A 13,205-nucleotide genomic window follows, 5' to 3' on the forward strand; every position below is an offset into this window, starting at 1 on the left:
GACGGTCCGGCGGTAACCGGACCTATAAAGGAGCGATGTGGCTAAGGTCCGGGTATACGAACTCGCCAAGGAGTTCGGTGTGGAGAGCAAGGTCGTCATGGCCAAGCTCCAGGAACTCGGTGAATTCGTCCGTTCGGCGTCCTCGACGATCGAGGCGCCGGTCGTGCGCAAGTTGACTGACGCTTTGCAGGGTCCCGGCGGTTCCGCCGGCAAGACCGCTGCCAAGCCCGGCGCGCCCCGCAAGGCGGCGCCCGCCCCCAAGCCGGCGGCCCCGGCGCCCTCTCCGGCGCAGGCCGCCCGTCCCGCCGCCCCCAAGCCTGGCGCGCCCACCCCGGCGCCCAAGCCCGCGGCGGCCGAGAAGCCCGCGACGCCGGCCCCCGGTCCGCGTCCGACCCCGGGTCCGAAGCCCGCGGCCCCGGCCCCCAAGCCGGCCCCCGCCGCCCCGGCTCCGACCAACCCGGAGTTCACCGCGCCTCCGGCGGCCCCGGCCGCGGGCGGCCAGCGTCCCGGCGGTGCCCCCTCCGGCCCGCGTCCGACCGGCGCCCGTCCGGGCCAGGGCGCGCCGCGCCCGGGCCAGCAGGCGCCCCGTCCCGGCCAGCAGGCCCCGCGTCCGGGCGCCCCGCGTCCGGCCGGCCCGCGTCCGGGCAACAACCCCTTCACCTCCGGCGGCTCCACCGGCATGGCGCGCCCGCAGGCGCCCCGTCCCGGCGGCGGCGCTCCGCGTCCCGGCGGCCCCGGTGCCGTTCCGGGCGCCCCGCGTCCGCAGGGCGGTCCCGGCGGTGCTCCCCGTCCCCAGGGCGGCGCTCCGCGTCCGACCCCGGGCGGCATGCCCCGTCCGCAGGCCCCGCGTCCCGGTGGCGCGCCCGGCGGCAACCGTCCGAACCCGGGCATGATGCCGCAGCGTCCCGCTGCCGGCCCGCGTCCCGGCCCCGGCGGCCGTGGTCCCGGTGGCCCCGGCGGTCGTCCCGGCGGTGCCGGCGGCGGTCGTCCCGGCTTCACCGGTCGTCCGGCCGGTCCCGGCGGCGGTGGCGGCGGCTTCGCCGGCCGTCCCGGCGGTCCCGGTGGCGGCGGCGGTCGTCCCGGCGGTCCGGGTGGCGGCGGCGGCTTCGGCGGTCGTCCCGGCGGCTTCGGCGGCCGTCCCGGCGGCCCGGGTGGCCGTGGTGGCACGCAGGGCGCCTTCGGTCGTCCCGGCGGTCCCGCGCGCCGCGGTCGCAAGTCGAAGCGGCAGAGGCGCCAGGAGTACGAGGCCATGCAGGCCCCGTCCGTGGGCGGCGTGATGCTGCCTCGCGGCAACGGCGACACCATTCGCCTGTCGCGCGGTGCGTCCCTCACCGACTTCGCGGAGAAGATCGGCGCCAACCCGGCGTCGCTCGTCGCGGTCATGATGAACCTCGGCGAGATGGTCACGGCCACGCAGTCCGTCTCCGACGAGACGCTGCAGCTCCTCGGCGACGAGATGAACTACACGGTTCAGATCGTCTCCCCCGAGGAGGAGGACCGTGAGCTGCTGGAGTCCTTCGACCTCGAGTTCGGTGAGAACGAGGGCGGCGAAGAGGCCCTGGTCGCCCGTCCGCCGGTCGTGACCGTCATGGGTCACGTCGACCACGGAAAGACCCGCCTCCTCGACGCCATCCGCAAGACCAACGTGGTCGCGGGCGAGGCCGGCGGCATCACCCAGCACATCGGTGCCTACCAGGTGGCCACCGAGGTCAACGACGAAGAGCGCAAGATCACCTTCATCGACACCCCGGGTCACGAGGCGTTCACCGCCATGCGTGCCCGTGGTGCGAAGTCGACCGACATCGCGATCCTCGTGGTGGCGGCCAACGACGGTGTGATGCCCCAGACGATCGAGGCGCTCAACCACGCCAAGGCCGCCGAGGTCCCGATCGTCGTCGCGGTCAACAAGATCGACGTCGAGGGCGCGGACCCGGTCAAGGTCCGCGGTCAGCTGACCGAGTTCGGCCTGGTCGCGGAGGAGTACGGCGGCGACACGATGTTCGTCGACATCTCCGCCAAGCAGGGCCTGAACATCGACAAGCTGCTCGAGGCGGTCGTCCTGACCGCCGACGCCGCCCTGGACCTCCGGGCCAACCCGGACCAGGACGCGCAGGGCATCGCCATCGAGTCGCACCTCGACCGCGGTCGCGGTGCCGTCTCGACGGTCCTGGTCCAGCGCGGAACGCTGCGCATCGGCGACACCATCGTCGCCGGCGACGCGTACGGCCGCGTCCGGGCCATGCTCGACGACAAGGGCAACAACGTGGAGGAGGCGACCCCGTCGACCCCCGTCCTCGTCCTGGGTCTCACCAACGTCCCGGGTGCCGGTGACAACTTCCTCGTCGTCGACGAGGACCGCACCGCCCGCCAGATCGCCGAGAAGCGTGCCGCCCGCGAGCGGAACGCGGCCTTCGCCAAGCGCGTCCGCCGCGTGTCGCTCGAGGACCTGGACAAGGTGCTCAAGGCCGGCGAGATCCAGCAGCTGAACCTGATCATCAAGGGTGACGCCTCTGGTTCCGTCGAGGCCCTCGAGTCCTCCCTGCTCCAGCTGGACGTCGGCGAGGAGGTCGACATCCGCGTCCTGCACCGCGGCGTGGGTGCCGTCACCGAGTCCGACATCGACCTGGCGATGGGCTCCGACGCCATCGTGATCGGCTTCAACGTGCGCGCCGCCGGGCGTGCGCAGCAGATGGCCGAGCGCGAGGGCGTGGACGTCCGGTACTACTCGGTCATCTACCAGGCGATCGAGGAGATCGAGGCGGCCCTCAAGGGCATGCTCAAGCCGGAGTTCGAGGAGGTCGAGCTCGGCACCGCGGAGATCCGCGAGGTCTTCCGCTCCTCCAAGCTCGGCAACATCGCCGGTGTCCTCATCCGCTCCGGCGAGGTCAAGCGCAACACCAAGGCGCGCCTCATCCGCGACGGCAAGGTCATCGCCGAGAACCTCAACATCGAGGGTCTGCGTCGCTTCAAGGACGACGTCACCGAGATCCGCGAGGGCTTCGAGGGTGGTATCAACCTCGGAAACTTCAACGACATCAAGGTCGACGACGTCATCGCGACGTACGAGATGCGCGAGAAGCCGCGCGCGTAACACGCGGTGAAGTGCCGGGGCCGGTCGGCGGAGGTTATTCCGTCGATCGGCCCCGGCCGTTCCGTGTACGGTTTCGGTGTCCCCGTCCAGCGGTTGGCGGGGCCACTGACCCCGAACCGGCGGGACATCCGGACACACATGTATGTGGGGACTCTGTCCTTCGACCTGCTCCTCGGCGACGTCCATTCGCTCAAGGAGAAACGCTCCCTCGTGAAGCCGATCATCGCCGAGCTCCAGCGGAAGTTCTCGGTGAGCGTCGCGGAGGTGAGTGGCCAGAACCTCCACCGGCGGGCCGAGATCGGCGTCGCCATGGTGTCGGGTGACCTGGGACACCTGAACGGCGTCCTCGACCGCTGCGAGCGGCTGGTCGCCGCGCGGCCGGAGGTGGAGCTGCTCTCGGTGCGCCGGAGGCTCCACACTGATGAAGACTGAACGAGCAAGGCAAAGAAGGAGACGGACCAGTGGCCGACAACGCGCGGGCGAAGAAGCTGGCGGACCTCATCCGGGAGGTGGTCGCCGAGAAGCTGCAGCGCGGCATCAAGGACCCGCGCCTGGGTACGCACGTGACCATCACGGACACCCGCGTCACCGGTGACCTGCGGGAGGCCACGGTCTTCTACACGGTCTACGGCGACGACGAGGACCGGGCGAGCGCCGCGGCCGGCCTGGAGAGCGCCAAGGGCATCCTCCGTTCGGCCGTGGGCAAGGCGGCGGGGACCAAGTTCACCCCGACGCTGGCCTTCGTGGCCGACGCCCTCCCGGAGAACGCGCGGACCATCGAGGACCTCCTCGACAAGGCCCGTGCCTCCGACGCCCAGGTGCGGGAGGCGTCGTCCGGCGCCACCTTCGCGGGCGAAGCCGACCCGTACAAGAAGCCGGGCGAGGACGAAGCCGCCGAATGAGCACCACGACCAGGACGCCCGACGGCCTTGTCATCGTCGACAAGCCGTCGGGCTTCACCTCGCACGACGTCGTGGCCAAGATGCGCGGGATCGCGAAGACCCGCCGCGTCGGCCACGCCGGCACGCTCGACCCCATGGCGACGGGCGTCCTCGTCCTCGGCGTGGAGCGGGCCACCAAGCTCCTCGGCCACCTCGCGCTGACCGAGAAGGAGTACCTGGGCACCATCCGCCTGGGCCAGACCACGATCACCGACGACGCCGAGGGCGAGATCACGGCGTCGGTGGACGCGTCGAAGGTCACCCGCGAGCAGATCGACGAGGGCGTCGCGGAGCTGACCGGCGCCATCATGCAGGTGCCGTCGAAGGTCTCCGCGATCAAGATCGACGGCAAGCGGTCCTACGCGCGCGTGCGCGGCGGCGAGGAGTTCGAGATCCCGGCCCGGCCGGTCACCGTCTCCTCCTTCCGGGTGTACGACGTGCGCGAGGAGACCGCCGAGGACGGCACCCCGGTCGTCGACCTCGTCGTCTCCGTGGTCTGCTCCTCCGGCACGTACATCCGGGCGCTGGCCCGGGACCTCGGCGCCGGACTCGGCGTCGGCGGACACCTCACCGCGCTGCGGCGCACCCGGGTCGGCCCGTACAAGCTGGACAGCGCCCGCACCCTGGACCAGCTCCAGGAGGAGCTGGCCGTGATGCCGGTCGCCGAGGCCGCGGCGGCGGCGTTCCCGCGCTGGGACGTCGACGAGAAGCGGGCCCGGCTGCTGCTCAACGGGGTGCGGCTGGAGATGCCGGAGTACCCGAAGGGCCCCGTCGCCGTCTTCGGGCCGGACGGGCGGCTGCTCGCGCTGGTCGAGGACCAGCGCGGCAAGGCGAAGAGCCTGGCCGTCTTCGGCTGACCGGCCGGCGGCCGGAGCAACTCCGAACAACGCGGAACAACTCCGAGCAAAGCGGGAGGGCGGGTGCGCGCGGCGCGCCCGTCCTTCCGCGTTTCTTCACCCCATCGGGGAAGCGCTCGGAGTGAACCCCGGGCGCGCGAGGGGGCGCGTTCGCCGATCCAGGTCGGGTGGCGCGCGCCCCCGGCCTACCCTCCCCACCATGGGACGCGGGGACCTGGCGGAGCCGGTGGGACTGGTGCGCATCTGCGATCTGGCGGGCCGGCCGCGCGGCACCGGATTCCTCGCCGACCACGAGGGCACCCTCGTCACCAGCCACGAGGCCGTCGACGGGCTCACCCGCGTCGTCCTGCACGCCCCCGGCGAGCGGACCTGGCTCGCCGAGCACGACGCCGTCACGGCCCTCCCCGAGCACGGGCTCGCGCTGATCCGCACCGAGGGCCTGGGCGTGCCCCCGCTGCCGCTCGCCACCCGGCCGGCCGTCGAACCCGGCACCTACGTCCGGATCGCCGCCCACGGCTGGCGCGAGGCCCGCGTCCTCGGCCCCGCCGCCGTCACGTACACCGCCACCGACCGCTTCCACGTCCTCGCCGACGCCCTCGAACTCGCCATCGGCACCGAGGGCGCCGAGGCGCTGCGGCTCGGCGGGCCCGCCGCCGGCGGCCCCGTCCTCGACAGCGCCACCGGCACCGTCCTCGGCGTCGTCGGCACCGCCCTCCAGGGCGACCCGCGCGCCGCCGGACACGCCGTCCCGCTCCGCCCGGACGGCCCGCTGGCCGAGCTGCTGCGCCGCAACGCCGCCACCGTCCCCGCCTACGGCCCCGACCTCAACCTCGCCGCCGTCCTCGAACTCACCGCCCCCACGGCCGTCCCGCCCCGCGAACCGTCCCCCTGGCCCGCTCCCGTCGCCCGCCCGGACGCCCTCGCCGCCCTCACCCGCTTCGCCGCACCGGACCCCGGCCCGGACGACGCCGCCGCCGTCCCCGTCCTCGCCGTCGTCGGCGCCCCCGGCAGCGGGCGCACCACCCTGCTCGACGCCCTCTGCGAGGAGCGCACCGCCCCCGCCGCCTCCCGGCCGACCGTACGGCTGCGGGGCGCCGACCTGCGGGAGACCGACGGCTCCGTCGCCGACGCCGTCGCGCGGCTGCTCCAGCAGGCCGCCCGGATCGCCGCCGCCTCCGGCACCGGCAGCGACCCCGTCACCCCGGAACGGGCCGCCGCCCTCGCCCGCGCCGCCGGACGCCCCCTCCTCGTCGTCCTCGACGCCCCCGAGGAGATGCCCCCGCTCCTCGGCCACCGGCTCGCCGCCTGGACCGGGGCCACCGAGGGCTGGCTGCGCGCCCACGGCACCCGGCTCGTCCTCGCCTGCCGCCCCGAGTACGCCGAGCGGGCCGCCGCCCTGTGGAGCGCCGCCCCCGCCGTCCTGCCGCTCGGCGACCTCACGGAGGCCGAGGCCAGGGCCGTACGCGAGGGGTACGGGCTCGGGGACGACGACCTCGACCCGGCCGACGCCCGGCACCCGCTGGCCCTGCGGCTGCTCGCCGAGGTGCGGGCCGCGCTCCCCGGCGAGGTCCCCGGCCGGCCGGACCGCACCGAGATCTTCACCGCCCACCTGGACCTGGTGTGCCTGCGGATCGCGGTCCGGATCGCCGCCTCCGCCGGCACCCGGCCCGGCGGCCCCGCCGTCCGCCGGCTCGCCGCCCGGGTCACCGGCCAGGTCCACGAGGCCGCCCGGCGCTGCCTCGGCCCCGGTCACGGCCTGCTCGACCGGACCTCCTTCGAGGAGCTGTTCCCGTGGCGGGACGGCTGGGCGCCCGCCGTCCTCACCGAGGGCCTGCTGGTCCCGGCCGGCGCCGGCTACCGCTTCGCCCACGAGGAGGTCGCCGACTGGCTCCAGGCCGCCCACCTCGACCTCGACACGGCCCTCGACGCCCTCGTCCACACCCGCCGCCCCGCCGACCCCGACCCGGAGCCCCCACCAGCCCCCGAGCCGTCCGGCGACGCCGCCGGCCCGGACCGCGCCCGGAGACGCCGGCGACGCGCCGAGGAGACGGAGGCACCGGCCGGGACCGCGCCGCCCTCCGTGCCCCGGCACCGGATCGGGACCGTCGTCCACGCCCTGCTGCTCGCCCACCGCCAGGACGGCCCCGCCGCCCTCGCGCCCCGGCTCACCGGCCTCGTCGACTTCCTCGCCGGCACCGGCCCCGACACGCCGGAGGACGCCGTCTGGTGGGCGAGCACCCTGCTCGCCCGGACCCTCGCCGGAACCGGCGACGCCCGCCCCTACCTGCCCGTGCTGCGCCGGCTCGCCGACAGTGCGGGGGAGCGCGCCGGCCGGCCCGGGGTCTTCGACGCCTTCGACGCCGGCTGGTGGCGGACGGCGGCCGTCGGCGCCGACGAACGCCTCGACCTGCTGCGCCGCCTCGTCACCGCCGACCCGCCGCCCCCCGGCCCCACCCCCTTCCTCGACGCCGTCGCCGAGCTGCTCACCACCCGCCCCCGCGAGATCCAGCCGCTGCTCTGCCGCTGGTTCACCGACCGCCGCCCGCTGCCCGCCCGCCCGTACACCACCGTCGCCGCCACCGCCCAGGAACTCCTCCACACCCACCGCGGCCACGCCGTCGACGACCTGTGCGAGGCGCTGGCCGGCACCGCCCACCCGCTCGCCGAGGGCCTGCTCGCCGCCCTCGCCGACGACGAACCGGCCGCGCTCTGCCGGGCCGTCGACCGCTGGGCCCACGACGACCTCCGCCCGGAACGGCGCACGGCCGCCGCCGCGTACGGCAGTCTGCTCGCCGCGCGCCGCCCGCACGGCCAGGACCGCGAACTGCTGCGGTACGCGGCCGGCGCGCTGCTCGCCCGCCCCGGCGACCGGGCCCTGCACGGCGCCGCCCTCGGCATCCTCGTCCGCGACCCGGCCGCGCGGAGCGGCTGCCTCGCCCGCGCCCTCGCCGACCCCCGGGTACCCGCCGACGCGCTCGTCAGCGCGCTCGCCGACCACCCCGGACCCGTCCTCGACGCCCTCCGCGACCGGCTGGACGAGGACCGCGACCCGGGCGCCGTCCTGCGCGCGCTCGCCGCCGTCGACACCCCCGCCCTCACCCGTCGCATCGCCCTCCTCGTCCGCGCCTACGTGGCCCGCAGGCCCGAGGGCGCCGTCCACGCCGCCGCCTACGCCGACCTGCGGTTCGAGGAAGGACCGACCGCGCGGGCCGTCCTCTTCCCGCTGGTCGTCGGCCTGATCCACGGCCGGCCCGCCGCCGTCCGCGCCGCCCTCGCGCCCGTCCTCGCCGCCCCCGGCACCGGCGCCTCCCGCCACCTGCGGGCCGAACTCCTCGACGTCCTCCTCGACCACGAGACGTACGCCGCCGAGCCGGGCGACCGGACCGTCGCGGACGCGCTGCTGACCGCCGCCGCCGAGGGCGCCGCCCGCCGCTCGCGCCCCCGCAGCCGCGCCCTGCTCGCCCGTACCGCCGCCCTCTACGCCCGCGACCCGGGCGGCGCCGCCCACCGCGACCGGCTGCTCGCCGCGCTCGCCGCCGACCACCCGGCCTTCGCCGCCCTGCTCGCGGAGACCGTGCCCGCGCCGCGCGCACCCGGCAGTGCCCATGCCGATGCGGACCGACGGCCCCGGGCATGGCAGTCTTAGACCTGCGTAATGGGCGCACAGGGCGAACAGGCGGACGAGGAGCGGTCACAGTGCAGCGCTGGCGTGGCTTGGAGGACATCCCCCAGGACTGGGGGCGCAGCGTCGTCACCATCGGCTCCTACGACGGTGTGCACCGCGGACACCAGCTGATCATCGGGCGGGCCGTCGAGCGCGCCCGCGAGCTGGGCGTCCCCGCCGTCGTGGTGACCTTCGACCCGCACCCCTCCGAGGTGGTGCGCCCCGGCAGCCACCCGCCGCTGCTCGCCCCGCACCACCGGCGCGCCGAACTGATGGCCGAACTCGGCGTGGACGCGGTGCTCGTGCTGCCGTTCACCGCCGAGTTCTCGCAGCTGTCGCCGGCCGACTTCATCGTCAAGGTGCTCGTCGACAAGCTGCACGCCCGGGCCGTCATCGAGGGCCCCAACTTCCGCTTCGGCCACCGGGCCGCGGGCAACGTGGAGTTCCTGACCGAGCTGGGCGCCACCTACGACTACGAGGTCGAGGTGATCGACCTGTACGTCAGCGGCGCCGCCGGCGGCGGGCAGCCCTTCTCCTCCACCCTCACCCGCCGCCTGGTCGCCGAGGGCGACGTGACCGGCGCCGCCGAGATCCTCGGCCGCCCGCACCGCGTCGAGGGCATCGTGGTGCGCGGCGCGCAGCGCGGACGCGAACTGGGCTTCCCCACGGCCAACGTGGAGACCCTGCCGCACACCGCGATCCCCGCCGACGGCGTCTACGCCGGCTGGCTGACGGCGGACGGCGAGCGGATGCCCGCCGCGATCTCCGTCGGCACCAACCCGCAGTTCGACGGCACCGAGCGGACGGTGGAGGCGTACGCGATCGACCGCGAGGGCCTGGACCTGTACGGGCTCCACGTCAGCGTCGACTTCCTCGCCTACGTGCGCGGCATGCTCAAGTTCGACACCCTCGACGACCTGCTGACGGCCATGGCCGCCGACGTGGAGAAGTGCCGCGCGCTGACCGCCGCGTACGACGCCGCCGGGGAGTGACGACCCCGCCGGGGCACGTCACCAGGTGACGTACAGCTCCTTCGGGCCGCGGATCAGGCCCTGGGACTGGAAGGGCACGTCCTCCGGGCGGCCCGCGAGCCGCAGCTCCGGGTAGCGGGCCAGCAGCGTCGCGAGCATCACCTCGGACTCCATCCGGGTCAGCATCGCGCCCATGCAGTGGTGCGGCCCGTGCCCGAAGGACAGGTGCCCGGTGCCGGTGCGGTCGAAGTCGAGGGCGTCGGGGTCGTCGAAGACCTCCGGGTCCCGGTTGGCCGCCAGGTAGGACGCGTACACCGCCTCGCCCGCGCGGATCACGACCCCGCCGATCTCGACGTCCTCCGTCGCGATCCGGGGGAGTCCCACGCCGTTGCGGTGCGGGATCCACCGCAGCAGCTCGTCCACCGCCTGCGGCAGCAGCTCCGGCTCCGCGCGCAGCCGGGCCAGCAGGTCCGGGCGGGTGAGCAGCACGTACACCATGTTGGCGCTGTTGTTGCGGACCGCGTGGGCGCCGCTGATCAGGATCGCCATGGCGAGCGAGACCGCCTCGTCGGCGCTGATCCGCCCCGCCGCCAGCGACTCGGCCAGCTCCCCGGCCAGGTCCTCCCGGGGCTCCGCCCGCCGCTGCTCCAGCAGCCGGGTGACGTAGCCGTGGATCTGCGCCTTCGCGGCGCGGCTGCCCTCCGGGCCGGGGCCCGAGGAGAGGATGAGGTCCGGCCACGACGCCAGCTCCGCCCGGTCCTCCTCGGGGATGCCGAGGAGATCGCAGACCACCGCCATCGGCAGCGGCCCGTGCAGGTGCCGCATGAGGTCGGCGGGCCGGCCCGCCGCCTCCATCGCGTCGAGGAGCCGGTCGCAGGACGCCTGCGCGAGCGGACGCAGCCGCTGGGTGCCGCGGCCGGTGAACGTCCTGGCCACCGCCTTGCGCAGCCGGGTGTGGTACGGCGGATCGGCGTAGTTCAGCGCCGCCTTCGACGCCACCATGTGGCCGGTCATCGTGGTCACCTGCCGGTCGAGCAGGGCCGTCCGGCTGAACCGGGGGTCCGAGGTGACCGCCCGGACGTCGGCGTACCGGGTGACCAGCCATGCCTCGTTCTCGGCGGCGAACGGCAGCCGGATCCGGGACACCGGCTCCTTCGCGAGCAGTTCGGCCAGGAGCGGGTCGAAGTCGAGACCGGGCAGGTCGGCCACGGACCAGGTGCGGGCCGGACGGGTGGTGGCGGGGCAGCCGGCGGGGGCCGCTATGGGGGACGCGGCGGGGGCGGCGGCCGGAGCTCCGGCCGGCGGGGCCCCGGACGGCCGCGGATCGGACGTCAGCGGTTCGGAGGTCATGCGGAGGCTCTTCCCGGCGGCGGGCCGACGCGACACGCCGAAGGCCGTACAGCCCCTCGTACGGCTCACATTCCCGTTACACGCCGTGACCAACCGGCGACGCCCGCGGTTGCGGGGTGCGGACCACCGGGTGAGTGTGGGCCGCAGTTCGCCGATCGAGAAGAAGAAGGAGCGAGGCACGTGGTGACCTTGTGCAAACCCGCGGTGGCCGTGCCGGAGCACGTGATCACGATGGAGGAGACGCTCGACCTCGCCCGCGCCCGCCACGCGGATCATCCCCAACTCCCGCTGGCGCTGCGGCTGATCGGCAACACCGGAGTCGCCAAGCGGCACATCGTCCAGCCCATCGAGAAGACCTTGGCCCACCCCGGCTTCCAGGAACGCAACGAGCTGTACGAGGCCGAGGCGAAGGCCCGGGTGCCCGCCGTCGTCGAGGAGGCCCTCGGCCACGCCGGACTGCGCCCGGCCGACATCGACATGATCGTCTACGTGTCGTGCACGGGCTTCATGATGCCCTCGCTCACCGCCTGGATGATCAACACCATGGGCTTCCCCAGCCACACCCGGCAGCTGCCCATCGCCCAGCTCGGCTGCGCCGCCGGCGGCGCGGCGATCAACCGCGCGCACGACTTCTGCACCGCCTACCCGGACGCCAACGTCCTCATCGTGGCCTGCGAGTTCTGCTCGCTCTGCTACCAGCCGACCGACCTCGGCGTCGGCTCGCTGCTCTCCAACGGCCTCTTCGGCGACGCCGTCGCCGCCGCCGTGGTGCGCGGGCGGGGCGGCAGCGGCATCGTCCTGGAGCGCAACAACTCGCACCTGGTGCCCGACACCGAGGACTGGATCGCCTACAGCGTGCGCGCCACCGGCTTCCACTTCCTGCTCGACAAGCGGGTCCCCACCACGATGGAACCGCTCGCCCCCGCGCTCCGCGACATCGCCGGGGCGCACGGCTGGGACGCCGGCAACCTCGACTTCTACATCATCCACGCGGGCGGTCCGCGGATCCTCGACGACCTCAGCCTCTTCCTCGAAGTACCGTCGGACGCCTTCCGGTTCAGCCGGGCGACCCTCACGGAGTACGGCAACATCGCCAGCGCCGTCGTCCTCGACGCGGTCCGGCGGCTCTTCGACGAGGGCGGGCAGCAGGAGGGCGCGCGCGGCATCCTGGCCGGCTTCGGCCCCGGCATCACCGCCGAGATGGCCCTGGGCCGCTGGACCACCTCCCCCCACCCGGCCGAACCCCAGCTCGGCGCGCGCCGGATCGTCGGCTACTCGCCGCGCTTCCAGCACGCCCGCAGCCGGGCCTGACCGGCCCGCCGCCCCCGTCCCGTCCCGTCCGTCACCCCGCAGCACCCACCCGCCAAGGAGAGTCGTATGTCCCCCACACCGCCCTCCCGCCGCCGGCCGCGCGGCCCCGTCGCGCTCGCCGCGCTGCTCGCCGGAGCGACCGCCGTCTCGCTCGCCGGGGCACCCGCCCAGGCCGCGGCCCCCGGTGCGGTCCGGGTGCCGATGCACCAGTGCTGGGTCAACGGGGTCTCCGCCCCGCCGGGCGACCAGGTCAACGGTTCCTCCGGAGACGACCACATCTTCTGCGACAGCGACCTGGAGAACGTCACCGTCTGGGGCGGGGGCGGCAACGACATGATCGAGGTGCGCGGCCTGGTCATCGACTCGGCCGTGATGGGCGGCGACGGCGACGACGTCATCCGCGCCAAGCACCTGGTGCCGCAGAACGCCTCCAGCATGGTCCGCGGCAACCGCGGCAACGACGTCATCAAGGTGGCGACGGTCGTCGGCGAGGGCGCCGAGCACGGCGCCGTCGTGCACGGCGACGACGGCGACGACAAGATCACCACCGGGTCGGTGAGCGGCGCGCCCGGCAAGTTCAACCGGGGCGGCGGGATCGTCACCGGCAACGACGGCGCCGACACCATCAAGGTCGGGGTCGTCGACTTCTCCGGCCGGGTGCTCGGCGGCAGCGAGGCCGACACCATCGAGGCCGCCGGCCTCGGCCCGGAGTCCGGCGGCCTCATCCAGGCGGGTCCCGGCGACGACACCATCAGCGGCCCCGGCGGCGCGGTCCTCACCGTCGGCCCGCACTGGGGGATGGTCGACGCGGGCGTCGGGAGGGACACCTGCACGGTGAAGTCGGTGTCCACGCGGACCTCGATCAGCGCGTGCGAGGTGATGCCGAAGACGACGGCGGCACCCCCGACGGGCGCCAAGCCCGCGGCCCCGAACGGCGCCAAGCCCGCGGCGCCCACGGGCGCGAAGCCCGCGCCGCAGCCGGCCGGCTGACCCCGGCCCGCCCCCCGGACCACCGCCCGG

The 13,205-nt window shown here is 75.0% G+C and carries 9 protein-coding genes; 8 read left to right on the forward strand and 1 reads right to left on the reverse strand.

Annotation, left to right across the window (positions count from 1 at the left end):
* Positions 1–37: 37 nt before the first annotated feature.
* From infB to ACFVQZ_RS10605, 6 genes are all read left to right on the forward strand, one after another.
* Positions 38–3,091, forward strand: a complete 3,054-nt coding sequence (gene infB / locus ACFVQZ_RS10580; protein WP_030496576.1) for a translation initiation factor IF-2 — start codon at positions 38–40, stop codon at positions 3,089–3,091.
* Positions 3,092–3,229: 138 nt separating this feature from the next.
* Positions 3,230–3,523, forward strand: coding sequence for a DUF503 domain-containing protein (locus tag ACFVQZ_RS10585; RefSeq protein ID WP_030496575.1), 294 nt, complete (start codon positions 3,230–3,232; stop codon positions 3,521–3,523).
* Between the two features lie 29 nt (positions 3,524–3,552).
* Positions 3,553–3,993 (forward strand): 30S ribosome-binding factor RbfA, encoded by a 441-nt coding sequence (gene rbfA / locus ACFVQZ_RS10590; protein ID WP_030496574.1) that lies wholly within the window; start codon positions 3,553–3,555, stop codon positions 3,991–3,993.
* Positions 3,990–4,889, forward strand: a complete 900-nt coding sequence (truB, locus tag ACFVQZ_RS10595) for a tRNA pseudouridine(55) synthase TruB (protein ID WP_030496573.1) — start codon at positions 3,990–3,992, stop codon at positions 4,887–4,889. Before rbfA ends, truB begins: the two co-directional genes overlap by 4 nt.
* Positions 4,890–5,088: 199 nt before the next feature.
* A complete protein-coding gene (locus tag ACFVQZ_RS10600) occupies positions 5,089–8,535 on the forward strand; it encodes a trypsin-like peptidase domain-containing protein (protein ID WP_383621030.1) in 3,447 nt (1,148 codons plus the stop codon).
* Between the two features lie 50 nt (positions 8,536–8,585).
* Entirely contained in the window at positions 8,586–9,545 is a 960-nt protein-coding gene (locus ACFVQZ_RS10605) for a bifunctional riboflavin kinase/FAD synthetase (RefSeq protein WP_081959410.1), read from the forward strand.
* Positions 9,546–9,563: 18 nt separating this feature from the next.
* Here ACFVQZ_RS10605 and ACFVQZ_RS10610 read toward each other — a convergent pair whose 3' ends face one another.
* The gene (locus ACFVQZ_RS10610; protein WP_383621032.1) at positions 9,564–10,874 is read right to left on the reverse strand and encodes a cytochrome P450; all 1,311 of its coding nucleotides are present in this window, start codon (positions 10,872–10,874) and stop codon (positions 9,564–9,566) included.
* 180 nt (positions 10,875–11,054) lie between these two features.
* On the opposite strand from ACFVQZ_RS10610, the gene ACFVQZ_RS10615 reads away from it, so the two are divergent.
* Together ACFVQZ_RS10615 and ACFVQZ_RS10620 are read left to right on the forward strand one after the other, a co-directional pair.
* Positions 11,055–12,185, forward strand: a complete 1,131-nt coding sequence (locus ACFVQZ_RS10615) for a type III polyketide synthase (RefSeq protein ID WP_383621034.1) — start codon at positions 11,055–11,057, stop codon at positions 12,183–12,185.
* Positions 12,186–12,251: 66 nt separating this feature from the next.
* The gene (locus tag ACFVQZ_RS10620) at positions 12,252–13,175 is read left to right on the forward strand and encodes a hypothetical protein (RefSeq protein ID WP_030496569.1); all 924 of its coding nucleotides are present in this window, start codon (positions 12,252–12,254) and stop codon (positions 13,173–13,175) included.
* Positions 13,176–13,205: the final 30 nt, after the last annotated feature.

It is taken from the genome of Streptomyces sp. NPDC057854 (assembly GCF_042797055.1).
Taxonomy (GTDB): Bacteria; Actinomycetota; Actinomycetes; order Streptomycetales; family Streptomycetaceae; genus Streptomyces.